Annotated in this window: 14 protein-coding genes; 8 read left to right on the top strand and 6 right to left on the bottom strand. The window is 71.4% G+C overall.

Annotated elements, in window-relative coordinates; genetic code table 11:
• Positions 1 to 34: 34 nt before the first annotated feature.
• The 3 genes from ACBJ32_RS31185 to ACBJ32_RS31175 all read left to right on the top strand — a co-directional run bounded on the left by ACBJ32_RS31185 (position 35) and on the right by ACBJ32_RS31175 (position 3,983).
• The gene (locus tag ACBJ32_RS31185; RefSeq protein ID WP_375129748.1) at positions 35 to 1,675 is read left to right on the top strand and encodes an extracellular solute-binding protein; all 1,641 of its coding nucleotides are present in this window, start codon (positions 35 to 37) and stop codon (positions 1,673 to 1,675) included.
• A 69-nt stretch (positions 1,676 to 1,744) separates the two neighbouring features.
• Complete coding sequence (locus ACBJ32_RS31180; RefSeq protein ID WP_375129747.1) at positions 1,745 to 3,256, top strand: hypothetical protein; 1,512 nt, start codon at positions 1,745 to 1,747, stop codon at positions 3,254 to 3,256.
• A 37-nt stretch (positions 3,257 to 3,293) separates the two neighbouring features.
• Positions 3,294 to 3,983 carry a DUF624 domain-containing protein gene (locus tag ACBJ32_RS31175; RefSeq protein ID WP_375129746.1) on the top strand — a complete coding sequence of 230 codons (690 nt, stop codon included), beginning with the start codon at positions 3,294 to 3,296 and terminating at the stop codon, positions 3,981 to 3,983.
• Between the two features lie 5 nt (positions 3,984 to 3,988).
• On the opposite strand, the gene ACBJ32_RS31170 is transcribed toward ACBJ32_RS31175, so the two are convergent.
• The 3 genes from ACBJ32_RS31170 to ACBJ32_RS31160 form a co-directional block, all read right to left on the bottom strand.
• Positions 3,989 to 6,004, bottom strand: coding sequence for an alpha-glucuronidase (locus tag ACBJ32_RS31170; protein ID WP_375129745.1), 2,016 nt, complete (start codon positions 6,002 to 6,004; stop codon positions 3,989 to 3,991).
• A 202-nt stretch (positions 6,005 to 6,206) separates the two neighbouring features.
• The gene (locus tag ACBJ32_RS31165) at positions 6,207 to 6,425 is read right to left on the bottom strand and encodes a hypothetical protein (protein ID WP_357879867.1); all 219 of its coding nucleotides are present in this window, start codon (positions 6,423 to 6,425) and stop codon (positions 6,207 to 6,209) included.
• A gap of 91 nt (positions 6,426 to 6,516) precedes the next feature.
• Positions 6,517 to 7,416 carry a PaaX family transcriptional regulator C-terminal domain-containing protein gene (locus ACBJ32_RS31160; RefSeq protein ID WP_375129744.1) on the bottom strand — a complete coding sequence of 300 codons (900 nt, stop codon included), beginning with the start codon at positions 7,414 to 7,416 and terminating at the stop codon, positions 6,517 to 6,519.
• Between the two features lie 253 nt (positions 7,417 to 7,669).
• Here ACBJ32_RS31160 and ACBJ32_RS31155 point away from each other — a divergent pair, with 253 nt between their 5' ends.
• The 5 genes from ACBJ32_RS31155 (at position 7,670) to ACBJ32_RS31135 (ending at position 15,956) form a co-directional block, all read left to right on the top strand.
• Positions 7,670 to 8,992, top strand: a complete 1,323-nt coding sequence (locus ACBJ32_RS31155) for a cellulose binding domain-containing protein (protein WP_375129743.1) — start codon at positions 7,670 to 7,672, stop codon at positions 8,990 to 8,992.
• A 517-nt stretch (positions 8,993 to 9,509) separates the two neighbouring features.
• Positions 9,510 to 10,547: a ketoacyl-ACP synthase III family protein gene (locus ACBJ32_RS31150; RefSeq protein WP_375129742.1), complete on the top strand. Its 1,038-nt coding sequence runs from the start codon at positions 9,510 to 9,512 to the stop codon at positions 10,545 to 10,547.
• A complete protein-coding gene (locus tag ACBJ32_RS31145) occupies positions 10,544 to 10,795 on the top strand; it encodes an acyl carrier protein (protein ID WP_375129741.1) in 252 nt (83 codons plus the stop codon). The genes ACBJ32_RS31150 and ACBJ32_RS31145 overlap by 4 nt, the downstream gene beginning before the upstream one ends.
• A gap of 20 nt (positions 10,796 to 10,815) precedes the next feature.
• Positions 10,816 to 11,859 carry a ketoacyl-ACP synthase III family protein gene (locus tag ACBJ32_RS31140; RefSeq protein WP_375129740.1) on the top strand — a complete coding sequence of 348 codons (1,044 nt, stop codon included), beginning with the start codon at positions 10,816 to 10,818 and terminating at the stop codon, positions 11,857 to 11,859.
• 56 nt (positions 11,860 to 11,915) lie between these two features.
• Positions 11,916 to 15,956, top strand: coding sequence for a type I polyketide synthase (locus ACBJ32_RS31135; RefSeq protein ID WP_375129739.1), 4,041 nt, complete (start codon positions 11,916 to 11,918; stop codon positions 15,954 to 15,956).
• 35 nt (positions 15,957 to 15,991) lie between these two features.
• On the opposite strand, the gene ACBJ32_RS31130 is transcribed toward ACBJ32_RS31135, so the two are convergent.
• From ACBJ32_RS31130 to ACBJ32_RS31120, 3 genes are read right to left on the bottom strand one after another with little or no spacing between them, the layout of a single operon-like run.
• Entirely contained in the window at positions 15,992 to 16,618 is a 627-nt protein-coding gene (locus ACBJ32_RS31130; protein WP_375129862.1) for a response regulator, read from the bottom strand.
• Between the two features lie 2 nt (positions 16,619 to 16,620).
• Positions 16,621 to 17,778, bottom strand: coding sequence for a sensor histidine kinase (locus ACBJ32_RS31125; protein WP_375129738.1), 1,158 nt, complete (start codon positions 17,776 to 17,778; stop codon positions 16,621 to 16,623).
• A 3-nt stretch (positions 17,779 to 17,781) separates the two neighbouring features.
• Positions 17,782 to 17,952 (bottom strand): hypothetical protein, encoded by a 171-nt coding sequence (locus tag ACBJ32_RS31120; protein WP_375129737.1) that lies wholly within the window; start codon positions 17,950 to 17,952, stop codon positions 17,782 to 17,784.
• Between the last annotated feature and the right edge of the window lie 107 nt (positions 17,953 to 18,059).

The raw sequence follows: 18,059 nt of genomic DNA, 5'->3' as shown, positions 1-18,059 counted from the left end.
GGCGCCTCCCCAACCCCCAGAAAGGATTCCCCCCATGCGCGACATTTCGCGGCGTCAGGCGATCATCGGCCTCGGTGCCTTCGCCTCCCTCGCCCTGACCGCCTGCGGCAGCGACAGCGAGACCCCGGCCAAGGCCACGGACGCGGCCAACAAGGCGGGATCGATGGCGTCGTACGGCGTCGGCCAGCAGTTCAAGGCCACCGAGCCGCTCTCGTTCGACGTGCTCTACAACAACCACTCGTTCTACCCGAACAAGCCCGACTGGCTGTTCTGGCAGGAGCTGACCAAGCGGACCAACGTCACGCTCAAGCCGGTCGAGGTGCCGCTCAGCGACTACGAGAAGAAGCGCAGCCTGCTCATCGCCTCCGGCGACGCCCCGCTGATCATCCCGAAGACGTACCACCCGCAGGAGGAGGCGTTCGTCTCCTCCGGCGCGATCCTGCCGGTCAGCGACTACTTCAACCTGATGCCCAACTTCCAGGACAAGATCGCCAAGTGGCAGCTCCAGCCGGAGCTGAACTCGATCATGCAGACGGACGGCAAGATCTACCTGCTGCCCGGCCTGCACGAGGCCGCCTGGGCCGACTACTCCTTCGCGGTGCGCACCGACATCCTGGAGAAGCTGAAGCTGGAAGTCCCCAAGACCCTGGACGACTTCTACAACATGCTCAAGGCGATGAAGGCCGAGTACCCGGACCTGTACCCGATGACCGACCGGTGGGGCGTGCCCACGCCGGGCGGCAACCTGATCAAGCTCATCGCGCAGGCGTTCGGCAGCAAGGGCGGCTGGGAGTACCAGCACGCGACGTTCGACGCCGCCCAGGGCAAGTTCGTCTACACCGGCGCCATGCCCCAGTACAAGCAGGCGCTGGAGTACCTCAACAAGCTGGTGAAGGAGAAGCTGCTCGACCCCGAGAGCTTCACCCAGCAGGACGAGGCCGCCAAGCAGAAGTTCATCTCGGGCAAGTCCTTCGTGATCAGCACCAACGCGCAGACGCTGATCAACGACTACCGGGCGGCGCTGACCGAGAACGACAAGGACGCCAAGATCGTCAAGATCCCGGTGCCGATCGGCCCGGCGGGCGAGTTCAAGTTCGCCAGCCGCCTGGAGAACGGCATCATGATCTCCAAGAAGGCCACGGAGAACAAGAACTTCGTCGCCATGATGCAGCTCATCGACTGGCTGTGGTACTCCGAGGCCGGCATGGAGTTCGCCAAGTGGGGCGTCGAGGGCACCACGTTCACCAAGGACGGCGACAAGTACAAGCTGGCCGACGGCGTCGACTACGTCGGCCTCAACCCCGGCGCGCCCAAGCACCTGCAGAAGGACTTCGGCTTCGGCAACGGTGTGTTCGCCTACGGCGGCCCCACCAAGCTGCTCCAGTCCACGTTCTCGGACGAGGAGATGGAGTTCCAGAAGGTGATGAACACCAGGAAGCAGTGGCCGGTCGAGCCGGCCGCCCCGCTCAGCGAGGAGGAGCGCGACCAGGTCTCGCTCTGGGAGACGCCGCTGAAGGACCACGTCACCCAGAACACGCTGAAGTTCATCCTCGGCGAGCGTGACCTCGCCGAGTGGGACGCCTACGTCAAGGAGCTGGAGTCCAAGAACTCCACGCAGTACGTCACCCTCGTGAACGGCGCCTACGACCGGTTCAAGAAGGCACACGGCGGCTGATTCCCCTCAGGCCGGGCCGTCCCCTCCTGCCGGGGGCGGCCCGGCCGCCTCTTTCCCAAGGACTGATCCATGCGCAACCCCGTCCCCGGCGAGCCCTCCGGGCGGTTGTCCGACGCCTGGCGCCTCTGCGTCGGCACCGGGCGCTTCGACCTCGCGCTGCGGCGCGACTACCAGGACTCGCTGGCGCTCGTCCAGCGGGAGATCGGCTTCCGGCACATCCGCGGTCACGGCCTGTTCAGCGACGGCGTCGGCGTGCACCGGCCCTACGAGTACGGGGGCGAGCGGCGCGTCCGGCACGCGTTCACGTACCTGGACCAGGTCATCGACGCCTACCTGGAGATCGGCATCGAGCCCTTCCTGGAGCTGGGCTTCATGCCCTCGGGGCTGGCCTCCGGCGAGCAGACCGTGTTCTGGTGGCGCGGCAACGTCACCCCGCCCAGCTCGTGGCAGGAGTGGGCCGAGCTGGTCAGGGCCACGCTCATCCACCTCATCGACCGCTACGGCCTCGACCGGGTGCGCCGCTGGCCGATCGAGGTCTGGAACGAGCCCAACCTCAAGGACTTCTGGCAGGACGCCGACGAGGCCGCCTACCACCGCCTGTACGAGATCACCGCCCGCACGGTCAAGGACGTGGACGCGTCGCTGCAGGTCGGCGGCCCGTCCATCTCGCCGGGCTCCGACGAGTGGATGCCGCGCTTCGCCGACTTCGTCACCGCCCGCGACGTGCCGGTGGACTTCCTCAGCCGCCACGCCTACACCTCGGGCCCGGCCCAGCACGTGCCGTTCGGCGTGCACCAGACGATGGGGCCCGCCTCCGGCCTGCTGGAGCAGTTCGCCACCACGCGGCGCCAGCTCGCGGGCGGCCCGCTGGCGGGCCTGCCGGTGCACATCACCGAGTTCAACTCCTCCTACCGGCCCGACAACCCGATCCACGACACGGCCTTCAACGCCGCCTACCTGGCCCCCGTCCTGGCCGAGGGCGGCGAGCTGGTGGACTCCTTCTCGTACTGGACGTTCAGCGACATGTTCGAGGAGGTCGGGATCCCGACCTCGATCTTCCACGGCGGCTTCGGCCTGCTGACCCACCGGCAGATCAAGAAGCCCACCTACCACCTGTACGCGTTCATGGCCCGCATGGGCGACCAGCTCCTGACCCGGGGCGAGGACCACCTCGTGACCAGGGACTCCGGCGGCCGGGTCACCGTGCTGGCCTGGGCTCCGGTGGACGTCACGGGAGGTCCGGCCGTCGCCGGGCACACCGTGCGCCTGTCGATCCCGTTCCAGGGCGGCTCGGCCTTCATGCTGCGCTCGTCGGTGAGCGAGGAGATGGGCAACGCGTGGGCGGCCTGGTCTGAAATGGGGCGTCCCCGGTCACCGCACCCCAAGCAGCTCGATATCCTCCGGGAAGCGGCGGAACCGGTCCGCCGCCACCGGAGCCTGCCGGTCACCGGCGGGACGGTCGAGCTCGACCTGACGCTCGACCGCCACGAGGTCACGCTCGTCGAGCTCTCCCCGGTGGTGGACGAGACCCCGCCGTGGTGGGACGACCGCCGGCTGCTCGGCCTGGCGGAGGGCACGTGACCGGCGACGGCCCGGGACACCTGGGGAGGGGTACGCGATGAGCGACGTGACGAGCTCACGGAAGTTCGGCACCGGCCCGCTCTCGCGGGCCTCCGCCCTGATCTACACCCTGCTGGTCGTCGAACTGCTCGTCCTGCTCACCGCGGTGCCGGGCCTGGTGGTGCTGGTCCTGCTCGACCGGGACGCCAGCAACGTGCCGCTGATGGCCGCCTGCCTGCTGCCCGCCGGCCCGGCGCTGTCCGCCGCCCTGTACGCGCTGCGCCACCGCGGCCGGGAGCTGACCGAGCTGCGCCCGGCGTCGGCGTTCTGGCGCGGTTACCGGCTCAACTTCGGCGCGGCCATGAAGATCTGGATCCCCTGGCTGGTGGGGCTGGCCCTGGTCGGGACGAACCTGGGCAACTTCTCGGCCGCAGGGGTGCCCGGCTGGTGGGGGGCGCTGCTGATCGTCCTGGCGGCGGGCGCCACGCTGTGGGTGGCCAACGCGCTGGTCATCACCTCGCTGTTCGCGTTCAGGGCGGTGGACGTGGCCAAGCTGGCGGCGTACTCGCTGGGCCGCTTCCCCGCCGCCACCCTGGCGAACGCGTGCCTGATCATCGTGGCCGGCGGGGTCACGCTCGCCGCCACGGAGGCGGTGCTGGCGCTGCTGGCCTCGGTGCTCGCCGCGACGCTCCTGTGGAACAGCCGCTCGATGATCACCGAGGTCCAGCAGCGCTTCACCCGCCAGTAGGCCGCTCAGCAGATCTGCCTGCCGCGGGCGTCGGGCACCCCCGACTTGCGCAGGAAATAGGTGTTGACCTGGTCGCGCCACTCCTGCGCGCACCGGACCTGCTCGTCGAGCCGCTCCTGGACCCGCGCGTACAGCGCCGGGTCCACGGAGCCCGCCAGCTTCTCCCACGCCAGCCGGATCCCGGCCGCCTCCTCCGCGCCCGCGAAGTGGCTGTCGTAGATGTGCTGGATGACCGTGACGCCGCTCTGCAGCACGTGCTCGTACGGCACGTGGTGGAAGAAGAGCAGCAGCTCGTCGGGGCACTCGGCGAGCGACTCGTACACCTCCGACCACGGCGCCGGGTACTGGCCGGTGTAGCCGGTGCCGGTGGCGCGGGTGCGGTCCACGCCGACGCCGTCGCGGTCGGCGAAGTGGTAGGTGCCCCACGGCGTGTACTCGTACCCGTCCACGTCGGGGCCGTAGTGGTGGCCGGGGCGGACCATGAAGCCGACGCCGAGCGGCGCGGTGTACCGCTCGTAGGTCTCCCAGGAGCCGTCCATCATCTCGTGCAGCGTGTCGCGCACCAGGCCGTCGCCGCCGGGGAACGTCAGGCCGATCCACTCGTCCAGGATCGCCGCCGGGTCGAGCTCGGGGGACCAGGCGAGCCTGCCGAACGCGTACAGGTTGGCCTGGGCCAGCGGGTGACCCGTCCAGTACGGGTCGTCGCCCACGTTGGAGACGGCCACCAGGCCGCCGCCGGCGGCCACGTCGGCGACCGTGCGCTCGCCCGGCCCCCAGAAGCGGAACCCGAGCACCTCGCTCCACATCGGGCCGAGGTAGCACACGTGCCGCTGCTGGCCGGTGTACTCCTGGGTCACCTGCAGCTCCACCGCGAGCCTGGTGGCGGGCATGGCGGCGATCACGGGGGAGACCGGCTCGCGCGTCTGGAAGTCCATGGGGCCGTACTTGACCTGGAGGATCGCGTTGTCCCTGAACTGGCCGTCCAGCGGGGCGAAGTGGTCGTGGGCCGCGCGGGCGCGGTCGGTGGAGCGGTCGCGCCAGTCCTGGCGGTGGTTGTAGACGAAGGCGCGCCAGTACACCACGCCGCCGTGCGGGGCCAGGGCGTCGGCCAGCATGTTCGCGCCGTCGGCGTGGCTGCGACCGTACGCGAACGGTCCCGGCTGGCCCTCCGAGTCGGCCTTGACCACGTACCCGCCGAAGTCGGGGATCGTCTCGTAGACCCGCTCGGTGGTGCGCGCCCACCACTCGCGCACGGCCTCGTCCAGCGGGTCGGCGCTGTCCAGGCCGCCGAGCGCGATCGGGGAGGCGAAGTTGACCGACAGGTGCACGCGGATGCCGTACGGGCGCAGCTCCGCCGCGATGGCGGCGACCTCGCCGAGCCGGTCGGTCAGCAGGCGGGCCTCGGCGGCGTGCACGTTCACGTTGTTGACGGCGACCGCGTTGACGCCGGTCGCGGCCAGCAGCCGGCCGTACGCGCGCACCCGGGTGAGGTCCGCGCGCAGCGCGCCGTCCCGCCAGAAGATCGACCCGCCCGAGTAGCCGCGCTCGACCTGGCCCATCACCGGGTGCACGTCGATGTTGTCCCAGTGGTCCAGCATGCGCCGGCGCAGCGCGGGGCGGTGCGCCCGGGCCGGCCGGGCCTCGCCGAACGCCGCCTCGCCGAGCCGTACCACCTCGAACCAGCCGTACAACAAGCCCGCGGGGTCGTCGGCGAGGACCGCCGTGACACCGTCCTGCCGGGCCAGCACGAAACCCTCGGCGCCGATCTCCGGCCCCTGCAACGCCTGTACGGCGGGCGGCAGGTCGCCGGCCGAGGAAAGGGCGAGCACGAGGTCGCACGCCTCGCCGGGCGCGGCCACGGCGCCGCCGTGCCGCTCGCAGGCGCCGGCCACCTCGGCCCGCACGGTCGCGGCGAGCGCCGAGTCGTCGCCGAGCACGAGCACGCGGCGCGCGCCGGCCGCGCGGAAGGCCTCGGGAGGCAGCCAGGCTGGATGCACGTCGGGCACATGGGGAACGGTCACGGGGGCTCCTTGGATCAGGCGAGCGGGCGGGGACGCCGCCCGGTCACGCGCGGCGGCAAAGGCACGCGCACGCAGCGGTTATGCACCGAATCTATCGGTTCCCGCCGAGCCGCCCCGCACCGCCTCAAGGAGTCGCGCCGGCACGGTGGCGCGCCCCCTGGCCCGGCCCTCAGGAGCCGGGGGACGCGTCCGTCTCACGGTGTCACGCGTAGAGGAAGTAGTAGTGATACTGACTCTTCCACTCGCATCGCCAATCGTCCCACCAGCCCTGGTCGTCGCCGTAGCTGCCGACCCGCTGGCATTCCGAGTATTCCCGGTAGACGCCGTTCACCGATTCGGCGTGCGCCGGGGCGGCGCCGATCGACAACGACATTCCGACGGCCAGAACGGCCGAGACGAGAACCGCGCGTGCCTTGCGCATCAATCCTCCTGCGACTCACCGGATCATGGCGGTCAAGATTATTGCTGACCGGGTGCCTGGAAAGATAGTCATCAGGCGCGCAAACCCCGGTTCATCGTGTTCGCGCGCTGATCCGTTCCCATTCGCGCAACGCGGCCGGCGCCCACCTCGCGTGCTGCTCGTGGAAGAGCCGCGCGGCGCGGGCGCCGCGCCATCCCGCGGGCAGGAGCTCCGCGGGCAGTTCCGGATCGATGAGTGCGAGACGGCGCCAGTCGTGCACGAGCCTGGTGAGCCGGACCAGCGGATCGCTGAAGGGCGGGCGGGTGAACGCGGCGAGGAACGCCTCGTACTCCCGCTCGACCTCGTCGAAGTTCCACGCCTGGCGGACGAGCGCCGACGCTTCGCCGCCCGACAGGTGTTCCGCGACGAAGATCTGCGCCTCCCGGCGGACCCCGGCCTCGTCGAGGACGAGCTCGGCCTCCCCGGCCCGGTCGGTGTGCGTGTTGACCCAGGTGCCCGGCGCCGGGTTGCCGAACCCCGCCCACCGCAGCCGCGTGCGCAGCAGGTGGCGTGCCGGCCGGTTCGTCTCCGCCGCTCGCGCCAGGACCACCAGCCAGCGGCCGTCCCAGTCGGGCTGGGCCGCGGTGAAGCGGAGGATCCGCTCGGCGCCCAGCCGCAGGAACTGCCCGAAGGCGGGGCTGAGGCGCCACCACGTGTACCGTCCCTCGCGGCTCGGGCGCAGCCAGCCGTCCGCGGTGGCGCGGGCCAGCGCCTGCCGGCAGGCGTCCTCCCTGACGCCGAAGCGGCCCAGCGCCTCGACGAAGGCCGAGGTGGGCGTGGCCTGGCCGGGCGAGCGCACGTAGCCGCCGAGAAGCGTGAGCAGCAGCCCCCGGACGCCGCTCGTGCCCGCGGCGAACCGGCGGGACGGGACGGACCGCTCGCGGGAGGCGTCGCCGGGCTCGGACACCCCACCGCTGTTGACTGCCGGCGTGACGCTGCTGTCAGAGCGCATGTGGGGATTGTAGGACCTGTCACCAGGTCATCGCGGTGTGTTCGGAAATGCACTTATTTGACGAGATCTTTGACCACCGTCACATTCCTGTCATATCGTCACTTCGGCCATATCGATGCGAGACCAGAACTCGAACGGGGGCGGGCGTTCTCGCGGGCGCCACAGCCGGCGTGCCCATCACGGGCGCCCGGCGCCGGAGGAGATCTGGACGGCCACGGGGAAGCGGCGATCATCCGAACACCGGAGGCGCACCATGCATGCTCGTAACCGCACGGCCTCGATCCTCGGCATGGTCATGACCATGCTGGTCACCCTCGGTGTGTCGCTCGCCCTCTCGCCACCGGCCCGCGCCGCGCAGGTGATCAGCGACATCGCCTACGCCCCCGCCCAGCCGGCCGGCTCCAGGGGACACCTGCTGGACCTCTACCTGCCGTCCGGCGGCATCACCCCCCGGCCGCTGCTGATCTGGCACAGCGGCTCGGCGTGGTCGAGCGACGACGGCAAGACCGGCGCGGACGCGATCGCCGCCGTCTTCAACGCCAAGGGGTTCGCGGTCGCCGGCGTCAGCGTCCGGTCCAGCTCGCAGGCGGTCTTCCCGGCCCAGGTGCACGACGTCAAGGCGGCCATCCGGTGGCTGCGGGCCAACGCCGCCACGTACCAGCTCGACCCCAACCGGTTCGCGATGATGGGGGACTCCTCGGGCGGCTGGCTGACGGAGATGGCCACCCTGACCGGCGGCGTGCCGGCACTGGAGGGCACCGTCGGCACGACCGGCGTCTCCAGCGCCGTGCAGGCGGGACTCGCCTTCTACAGCCCGACCGACTTCCTCCAGATGAACGCGCAGAACCTGCCGGGCGGAGGGCTGGACCACGACTCTCCCGCCTCGCCCGAATCCCTCCTGATCGGCTGCGCCATCCAGACCTGCCCCGACAAGACGGCCCTGGCCAACCCGATCAACTACGTCGACGCCAACGACCCGCCGCTGCTGTTCCTGCACGGCCAGGCCGACTTCCTGGTACCGCACGGGCAGAGCGTCCTGCTCTACAACAAGATCAAGGCGAGCTGCGGCAACGCCCAGTTCATCTCGATCCCCGGCGCGGACCACGGCAAGAGCGACGTCATGGACCCCGCTCGCTTCGGCACCCAGACCAGCTACACCACCACCAACTGCCACGGGACCACCCAGGTCGGCTCGCCCAACCCCACGTGGGACACCTTCGAGCAGTTCCTGCGCGGCGGGCTCAAGCTGGGCACCTCCTGCCAGGTCTCCTACGCCACCACCACCTGGAACGGCGGCTTCACCGGCAGCGTGACCATCAGGAACACCGGCACGACCCCCATCGACCGCTGGGTCCTGACGTGGGGCTGGCCGGGCAACCAGCAGGTCACGACCGCCTGGAACGCCACGGTGAACCAGTCCGGCACCCAGGTGACCGCACGCGACGCCGGCCACAACGCCGTCATCGGCGCCAGCTCCAGCACCAGCTTCGGCTTCGAGGCCACCTACAGCGGGACGAACGCCACACCGGCCGAGTTCAGGCTCAACGGCATCGCCTGCACCAAGGTGTCCGGCTGAGCCGGGCCCAATTTCGGAAACACGCCCTGGAACCATCCAGGCGGAGAAACCGCAGCTCGGCGGAGAAAAGTGCATTTCCTAACTCGACACGTTCCGCCGATCCCCGATCACGGAATGACGTCGTCCAGATTTCGGACGTTATATTGATTTACTCGAGGGCCGGCCCTATCCTTTCCTCTGTGCCGACCGATGAAAGAGCGGAACTCGTGACGGCCATTGGTTCCGGCTCTTCGCCGACCGGCGGAAATTGCAGAACCTACCAGCTGACCCTCGTCTGACCGCCGACTCCGTATTCACGATATTTTTCGTCGGCTCGCTGCGTGCGCTTGGCCGAATTTCCCATACAAATCGCCGACGGCGAGATTTCGGGATGTGCGTCGCCCATCCCGCCGCCGTCCTGTTCACGCCGTTCCCCCTGGTGCTCCGTCGCATCGACGGCGCCCTTCCACGCCCTTCCACGCCGTGCCCGCAGCGCGGCGATCGTCGACGAGTTAGGGGACGTGTGCGTACATCCAACATGTTCGTCAGAAGCCTCGGCGTCTTCGTGCCGGACATCGTGAGCGTCGAGCAGGCGGTACGGGAGGGCCGGTACCCGGCCGAGGAGGTCGAGCGGTTCCAGCAGATCGGCGCGGCGGTCGCCGGTGACGTGCCCGCGCCGGAGATGGCCCGGCGCGCGGTCCTGGACGCCTACGACCGCTGGGGCGAATCCTCCCCGCGGGAGCTCGATCTCCTGCTCTACCCGTCGGTCTGGCACCAGGGCCCGAACGGCTGGCAGCCCCAGCACTACCTGCAGATGCATCTCCTCGGCGGGCACGTGCCGGCGTTCGAGATCCGCAGCGGCTGCGTCGGGATGATCAGCTCGCTGGAGCTGGCGGCGAGCTACCTGCAGGCGGACCCGCGGCGGGAGACGGCGATGGTGGTCTCCGCGGACAACCACGGCACCCCGCTGGTCGACCGCTGGCGCATGACGCCCGGGGCGGTGATCGGCGATGCCGCGTGCGCGCTCGTCCTCGGCAAGGAGTACGGCATGGCCGAGCTCCTCGCGGTCAACGTGACCACGATCCCGGAGGCCGACGCCGTCAACGACGGCGGCTACCCCCTGTTCCCCCCGGACGCCACCGTCGGAAGAGGGCTCAGCTTCGGGGACCGGCACGAGGAGTTCCGCCGGCGGCTGCTCAAGGCGCACGGGACCGGGATCCACCTGACGATCCAGAAGACGATGATGCAGCAGGTCGAACAGACCCTGGACGAGGCCGGCATCGGGTTCGCCGACATCACCCGGGTGGCGTTCCCGCACGGCCGCCGCGAGGACCTGGACGGCCAGATGTCCTGGCTGGGCATCGAGGAGGAGCAGACGACGTGGGACTACGGGCGGCGCGTCGGCCACTGCGGCGCGGTGGACCAGTTCATCGCCTTCGAGCACCTGATCGCGACCGGCGGGCTCGTGGCCGGTGATCACCTGCTCATGGTCGGCTTCGGCTCGGGGACGTCGGTCGCCGCGGCCGCGTTCCGGGTCCTGTCCAGCGTTCCCGTCACGAGAGGAGCACACGCATGACCGACCTCACGCAGCGGCTGGTCGGCTTCATCCAGGAGAACCTCGTCCTGGACGGCGACGACATCGAGGTCGACGAGACGACCCCGCTCCTGGTGTCGGGCCTCCTGGACTCCCTGCGGACGGCGCGGCTGCTGAACTTCCTCAGGAAGGACGTCGGCGTCCCGATCCCCGCCGCGAAGCTCGACCCCGAGAACTTCAGGGACGTCGTGACCATCGTGGCGATGGTCAGAGAACTCGAATCCGTCTAGCCGGGGCGAGGGGCGCAGTCATGCAGTGGGCGGACACGTACATCAGCGGGGTGGGAGCCTTCCTCCCCCGGACCGTCGTCAGCGTCGAGAAGGCCGTCGCCAAGGGCTGGTACCCGGCCGAGGAGGCCGAGCTGCACAACCTGGCCGGGGCGGCGGTGGCCGGCGACGTACCGGCTCCGGAGATGGCCCTGCACGCGGCGCAGAGCGCGCTCAAGCGCAGCGGCCGGGCACCGGCGGACCTGGATCTCCTCCTGTACGCCTCGACGTGGCACCAGGGCCCGGACGGCTGGCCCCCGCACTCCTACCTGCAGCGCCACCTGGTCGGCGGGGACGTCCTGGCCACCGAGATCAGGCAGGGCTGCAACGGGATGTTCATCGCGCTCGAACTCGCGGCGAGCTACCTGGACGCCGCTCCCGGACGGCAGGCCGCCCTGCTCGTCGCCGCCGACAACTACGGCACCCCGCTGATGGACCGGTGGCGCATGGGCCCCGGCTACATCGGCGGGGACGCCGCCAGCGCCCTCGTGCTCACGAAGGAGGCGGGTTTCGCCCGCCTGATGTCGGTCTGCACGGTGACCGTGGCCGAGGCCGAGGAGCTGCACCGCGGCACCGAGCCGCTGTTCCCGCCCGGCGTCACCGTCGGGCGCCGGATGAGCTTCGGCGCCAGGAACGAGCAGTTCAGGCAGCAGGTCATGCCCAAGGGGGAGGCCACCGCCGCCCTGTTCAAGATCCAGCGGGCGCTGATGGACGTCGTCGAGCGCGCGCTGGCCGAGAGCGGGATCGAGGCCCGCGATCTCGCCCGGGTGGCCTTCATGAACTACTCCGAGGAGATCGTCGAGCAGCGGTGCATGGCCGTGCTCGACCTGCCCATGTCCCGATCGACCTGGGGTTACGGCCGCACCATCGGCCACTGCGGCGCCAGCGACCAGGTGCTCGCCCTCGACCGGCTGCTGCAGACGGGGGAGCTGGGCCCCGGCGACCACCTGCTGATGCTCGGCACCGGCCCGGGGGTCACCGTCTCCAGCGCCGTGATCAAGATTCTCGATACGCCTGCATGGTCGTGAAACGTCGTCATCGAAGGGAAACGAACGCGATGGTCGATAGTCCGAGCGGAGTACGGGTGGAACCGGTGGCGGTGGTCGGGATCGGATGCCGCTTCCCCGGCGACGCCGGCTCACCGGACGCATTCTGGGACCTGCTGAGCGCCGCCAGGAACACGACCCGGCCGCTGCCCGCCGAACGCTGGCGCCCCTACGAGAACCACAGCCCCGAGTACGCCGCCGCGCTGCGCGACGCCGTACGTCACGGCAGCTTCCTGCGCGACATCGAGGGCTTCGACGCGGAGTTCTTCGGCCTGTCGCCCCGCGAGGCCGAGCTGATGGACCCGCAGCAGCGCATCCTGATGGAAACCGCGTGGGAGGCGCTGGAGCACGCCGGCCTGCCGCCGCACGAGCTGGCCGGCACCGACGCCGGGGTGTTCGTCGGCGTCTGCACGGCCGACTACGGCGGCCGCCTGCTGGAGGACCTGCCCCAGATCGAGGCGTGGACCGGGATCGGCGCCGCCACCTGCGCCGTCGCCAACCGCATCTCCTACTCCCTGGACCTGCGCGGCCCCAGCATGGCCATCGACACCGCCTGCTCGGCGTCGCTGGTCGCGCTGCACCTGGCCGCGCAGAGCCTGCGGCTCGGCGAGAGCGACGTCGCCCTCGCCGGCGGCGTCAACCTGCTGGTCACCCCGGGCCAGACCCTCACGCTCGGCACCGCCGGAGCCCTGGCCCCCGACGGGCGGTCCAAGTCGTTCGACGCCTCGGCCGACGGCTACGGGCGCGGCGAGGGCTGCGGCGTGATCGTGCTCAAGCGGCTGTCCGACGCGCGGCGCGACGGCGACCGGATCCTCGCCCTCGTCATCGGCAGCGCCGTGAACCAGGACGGGCACACCAACGGCATCATGGCCCCGTGCGGGACGGCCCAGGAACACGTGATGACCAGGGCCTGCCGGCAGGCGGGCATCTCGCCCGCCACGGTCGACTACATCGAGGCGCACGGGACCGGGACCAGGCTGGGCGACCCGCTCGAGGCGGAGGCGCTGGCCGCCGTGTACGGCACGGGACGCTCCCCTGACGACCCCTGCCTCATCGGCTCGGTCAAGTCCAACATCGGCCACCTCGAAGGCGCCGCCGGCATCGCCGGCGTCATCAAGGCGGTGCTCGCCCTCGACCGTGGCGAGATCCCCCCGAGCGTGCTGACCACCCCGAACCCGGCCATCTCGTGGGAGACCTCGGGGCTTCGCGTGGTGACCGAACGGTCGGCCTGGCCGGACCGCGGCCACCCGCGCCGGGCGGGCGTCTCCAGCTTCGGGTACGGCGGCACCGTCGCGCACATCCTGCTCGAACAGGCCCCTCCCGCCGCGGACGCCGCTCGGGGCGAGGGGGCGGGGCAGCGCCTGTTCCCGCTGTCGGCCGCGTCACGGACGGCTCTGCGGCAGTACGCGGGCGCGCTGGCCGACCGGCTCGACGGGCTCGACAAGCTGGACCTGGCTTCGGCGGGGCACACGCTGGCGCTGCGGCGCTCCCACCTGGCCCGCCGAGCCGTCGTGATCGCGGCGGACAGGGACGAGCTGGCGGCGAACCTGCGCAGGCTCGCGCAGGACCTGCCGTCCGAGGACGTCCTCACCGGGGACGTGCTGCCCGACCCCGGCCCCGGGCCGATCTGGGTGTTCTCCGGGCAGGGCTGCCAGTGGCGCGGCATGGGGCGGGAACTGCTCGCCACCGAGCCGGAGTTCGCGGCCCTGGTCGACGAGGTGGAGCCGATCTTCGCCGAGGAGATCGGCTTCTCTCCCCGGCAGGTCCTGACCGAGGGCGAGCTGGACGGGATCGACCGCGTACAGACCATGATCTTCGTGATGCAGCTGGGCCTCGCCCGGCTCTGGAACGCGTACGGGGTGGCTCCGAAGGCCGTCATCGGGCACTCCGTCGGGGAGATCGCGGCGGCGGTGACGGCCGGCGCCATGTCCGTCGCCGACGGCGCGCGCCTGATCTGCCGCCGGTCCCGGCTGCTGCGCCAGGCCGAGGGCAAGGGGGCCATGGTCATGGTCGGCCTGTCCTTCGAGGAGGCGGCCGAGCGGCTGGCGGGCCGTACCGACCTGGTCGCCGCGATCTCGTCGGCGCCCGGCTCCACCGTGCTGTCCGGGGACGTCGCCGCGGTCGAGGCGGTGCTGAACGAGTGGCCGGCCGAGGGCATCGTGGCCCGCCGGGTGGCGTCGGACGTCGCCTTCCACAGCCCCCACATGGAGCCCCTGGCCGTCGAACTGGCGGCGGCCACCGCCGATCTGTCGTTCGGCGCGCCCCGCATCCCCATGTACACGACCGTGCTGGCCGACCCCCGATCGACGCCCGTCCTGGACTCCGGGTACTGGGCGGCCAACCTCCGGGACCCCGTCCGGCTGGCCGCGGCGACCGAGGCCGCCGCCCAGGACGGCTACCGCGCCTTCCTGGAGATCTCCCCGCACCCCGTGGTCGCGCACTCCGTCACCGAGACGCTCGCGGAGACCGGTTTCGAGGACGTGTTCGTCGGCACGTCACTGCGCCGGAACCAGCCGGAGCGATCGACCCTCCTCGCGGCGCTGGGCCTGGCGCACTGCCACGGCGTCGAGGTGGACTGGAGCCGCCTGCAGCCGTCCGGCGGCCTGGCCGACCTGCCGCCGTACGCCTGGCAGCACCGCCGCCACTGGCGCGACGGCTCCGGCGGCGAGGACGAGAACCGGGGTCACGACGTGCGCTCCCACACCCTGCTCGGCGCCGGGACGAGCCTCGCGGGCAGCCGGGCGCGGCTGTGGCGGACCAGCCTGGAGGACGCCAACCGGCCCTACCCGGGCAGCCACGCGCTCAACGGGGTCGAGATCGTGCCCGCCGCCGTGCTGGTCAACACGTTCCTGCGCGCGGTCGCGGGCCCGGACGGCGCCCTTCCCGTCCTCACCGACGTGGAGATGACACATCCGCTGATGACCGCGGAACGCAGGCAGATCCAGGTCGTCCACGAGCCTCCCGCGATCCGGCTCGCGGCGCGCACACCGGCCGGGCCCGGCGAGCCGGAACCCGCCTGGCTGGTTCACGTCACAGCGTCCGTGGCGGCTCGCGGCGATGCGGCGGCCAGGAGCAACGGGGCGGTGCAGAGTAACGGGGCGGTGCAAGGCAACGGGGCCGTGCAAGGCAACGGGGCTGCTCAGGGCAACGGAGCTGCTCACGGTAACGGGACGGCACAGGGCAACGGGGCGGCTCACGGCAACGGCACGGCTCACCGTAACGGGGCGGTGCATGGCCATGCGCATGCGCTGCCCGAGGTGCTGCCGGATGCCGATGCGAGCGGTCTCACCCCGCTCGACACCGGATTCGTGCACCGGCGGCTGGCCGCGGTCGGCGTCCCCACGACGGGCTTCGAATGGACGATCCAGACGCTGTTGAGCGGAGACGGAGTACTCCGCGCCACGGTCCGCACCGGGCAGCCGGATGACGGGCAGCCGGATGACGGGCAGCCGGTTGAGGCGCCGCCGACGTGGGCGCCGGCGCTGGACGCGGTGATGTCCGTGGCTCCCTGCGTGTTCCCCGGCGACCCGGTGCTGCGCATGGTGGTGCACATCGACGAGGTGGTGCTGACCGGCGCGCCGCCGGAGACCGTGATCATCGAGGCGGCCGTCGACCCGGCAGGCGACGACACCGTACAGGCGCTCCTGGCCGACGCCGACGGCCGCGTGGTGGGACACCTGTCCGGGCTCCGCTACCCGGTGATCGACGCGCCCGCGGCGGCCGAGGAGGAGCTCCGGGAACCCGCGGACTCGTTCGCCGGCCTGCCGCCGGAGGAGCTGCGCGAGCACGTCCAGACGGAGGTCCGCGCGGAGATCGCGGCCGTGATGAGGCTCGCCACGGAGGACCTGGCCGTCCGGCGTCCCCTCGTCGAGCAGGGCCTGGACTCGGTGATGACCGTCATGGTCAGGCGGCGGCTGGAGAAGCGCTTCGGCTGCCGCCTCCCCGCGACCCTGCTGTGGCAGCAGCCGACCATCTCCGCGATCGCGGACCATCTGGTGGGCCTGCTCACGACCCTGACGCTGAGACAGGACACCAGGGCCGAGGCGGTTCTCGAAAGCGCGCCGGCGATCGGAGGCTGAGACCGGGACCGCGGATGCCCAGGAGCCTGCGCCGTTCAGAGGAGTCGGTCGCGGGCGTAGTCGGCGGCCTCGGTGCGGTTGCGTACGCCGATCTTGCCGAAGGCGTTGTTGATGTGCGTCTTCACCGTCGTCGCGGCGATGAACAGGCGGGCGGCGATCTCGGCGTTGCTGAGCCCGCGCGCGATCAGCCGGAGCACCTCCACCTCCCGCACCGTCAGCCCGTCCGGGCAGACGGTCACCGGCTCGGCGGCGCCCCGGGACAGCACCTCGACCAGCCGCTTGGCCGCCGCGGGCGAGAACGTCGACTGCCCCGCGGCGGCCGAGCGCAGCGCCGCGGCGATCTCGGCCCGCCCCGCGTCCTTGGTCAGGTATCCGCGCGCCCCGGCCAGCAGCGCCGCGTCCACCGACCGGTCGTCGTCGTACGTGGTCAGCACCACCACGGCCACCCCGGGATACTCGCGGGCGATCCGCCGCGTCGCCTCCACACCGTCCATGACCGGCATCCGCAGGTCCATCAGCACCACGTCCGGCCGCAGCTCCGCCACCAGCCCCAGCGCCTCCTCGCCCTGACCGGCATCCCCCACGACCTCGACGCCGTCCACCAGGTCGAGCAGCGCCACGAGCCCTTCGCGCATCGCCTGCTGGTCATCCACCACCAGCACCTTCACTCCGGCACCTCCGCCCGCACCTCCCACGTCCCGCCGACGGGCCCGGCACCCAGCGTCCCACCCGCCAGCGCCACCCGCTCCCGCATCCCGGCCAGCCCGTACCCGGTGCGACGCGCAGGCTGCTCTCCCGCGTGCTTCCGGGCAGGAGAGGGATTGCGGACCGTCAGGCGGACGGAGTGCTCGCCGTACGACAGGTCGAGCGTGACCGGCCGGCCCGGCGCGTGCTTGGCGGCGTTGGTGAGGGCCTCGCGGGCGGTGCGCAGCAGGCAGACCTCGGCCGCGGGGCTGATCGGCCGCCGCGTCCCCGTCGTGCGCAGCTCGGCCCGTACGGAGTGGTCCCGGCGATGCTCGGTCACCAGCAGGCCGAGCGCGTCCGGCAGCGGGGGCACGTCCTCGCGCAGCGCCGCCACCGCCGCCCGCGCCTCCACCAGCCCGTCCCTGGCGAGCCCGCGCGAGCGGCGGATGCGGGCCACCGCGCCCTCCACGTCCCCTCGCTCGGTCAGCAGCGCCTCGGCCACGTCGAGCTGCACCCCCAGCGCACCCAGCGAATGCGCGAGCACGTCGTGCAGCTCCCTGGCGATGCGGGCGCGCTCGTCCAGCGCCATGGCGCGGGCCCGGTCCTGGAGGGCGCGGCGGTACTGGCGGCGGTGCAGCGCGAACAGCACCGTGCACACCATCACCACGCCCTGGACCAGGATCGACGTCCGCGGCCTGTCGAACCAGACCAGGCTCCCGGCCATCAACCCCAGGTCGGCGGCGGTGACCAGGCAGATGGCCGGCATGCTCGGCGTCATGTGCGCCGCGTACAGCAGCAACATCGCGAACAGGAACACCGTGGGCGCCGCCGACTCCGACCCCGCCACCGTGGCCGCCACCGCGGACCCGGCCGCGAGCAGCACCGTGGGCGCTACGGGGACACGTCCGGCGAACGAGGCCCTGGCGGGCGTGGGGTAGCGGCCGTCGAGCAGGACGAACGCCAGCCAGCAGAGCATCGCGACGCCCAGCGCCGACCACACGAGCGCCGCCGCCCGGCCCGGCGAGGCGACCACCAGCGACCAGGCGAGGACCAGGGTCAGCAGCACCCTGGTCAGCCGCCCGGTCTCGGGGTCGTCGGCGGCCAGCAGCCGGGTGACTCGCCCCCACACCTCGCGCATGTGCTAGCGGGAGTCCCGCAGGCTGAGAATCATGTCCACCAAGATAAGACGGAACGCGAGGAACCCGACGACCACGATCAGGGCCACGACGATGACCGCGATCAAGAACTTCCCGTTCACTTTGCCCCCGTTGGCGTCCAGCAGTCGTTGCAGCAGTTCAAGCCGTTTGTCCATGCCAGAACGCTAAGAAGGTGGGTGGGTGGAGCGGCACCTCAGAAGGGTGGAGATGAGGGTGGAGCCGCCGCGGTCTGCCCTCCCGGCCCACGTATCGCGCCGGCCCG

It is taken from the genome of Nonomuraea sp. GTA35 (genome assembly GCF_041950525.1).
In the GTDB taxonomy this organism is placed as follows: Bacteria; Actinomycetota; Actinomycetes; order Streptosporangiales; family Streptosporangiaceae; genus Nonomuraea.
The sequence above is the reverse complement of the archived record's forward strand: the minus strand, read 5'-3'. Positions and strand labels throughout refer to the sequence as shown.

Excerpts from the sequence above, each read along its gene's own strand:
- ACBJ32_RS31185 (WP_375129748.1), top strand. The coding sequence starts at position 35 with ATGCGCGACATTTCGCGGCGTCAGGCGATCATCGGCCTCGGTGCCTTC.
- ACBJ32_RS31180 (WP_375129747.1), top strand. The coding sequence starts at position 1,745 with ATGCGCAACCCCGTCCCCGGCGAGCCCTCCGGGCGGTTGTCCGACGCC.
- ACBJ32_RS31175 (WP_375129746.1), top strand. The coding sequence starts at position 3,294 with ATGAGCGACGTGACGAGCTCACGGAAGTTCGGCACCGGCCCGCTCTCG.
- ACBJ32_RS31165 (WP_357879867.1), bottom strand. The coding sequence starts at position 6,425 with ATGCGCAAGGCACGCGCGGTTCTCGTCTCGGCCGTTCTGGCCGTCGGA.
- ACBJ32_RS31160 (WP_375129744.1), bottom strand. The coding sequence starts at position 7,416 with ATGCGCTCTGACAGCAGCGTCACGCCGGCAGTCAACAGCGGTGGGGTG.
- ACBJ32_RS31155 (WP_375129743.1), top strand. The coding sequence starts at position 7,670 with ATGCATGCTCGTAACCGCACGGCCTCGATCCTCGGCATGGTCATGACC.
- ACBJ32_RS31150 (WP_375129742.1), top strand. The coding sequence starts at position 9,510 with ATGTTCGTCAGAAGCCTCGGCGTCTTCGTGCCGGACATCGTGAGCGTC.
- ACBJ32_RS31145 (WP_375129741.1), top strand. The coding sequence starts at position 10,544 with ATGACCGACCTCACGCAGCGGCTGGTCGGCTTCATCCAGGAGAACCTC.
- ACBJ32_RS31140 (WP_375129740.1), top strand. The coding sequence starts at position 10,816 with ATGCAGTGGGCGGACACGTACATCAGCGGGGTGGGAGCCTTCCTCCCC.
- ACBJ32_RS31125 (WP_375129738.1), bottom strand. The coding sequence starts at position 17,778 with ATGCGCGAGGTGTGGGGGCGAGTCACCCGGCTGCTGGCCGCCGACGAC.
- ACBJ32_RS31120 (WP_375129737.1), bottom strand. The coding sequence starts at position 17,952 with ATGGACAAACGGCTTGAACTGCTGCAACGACTGCTGGACGCCAACGGG.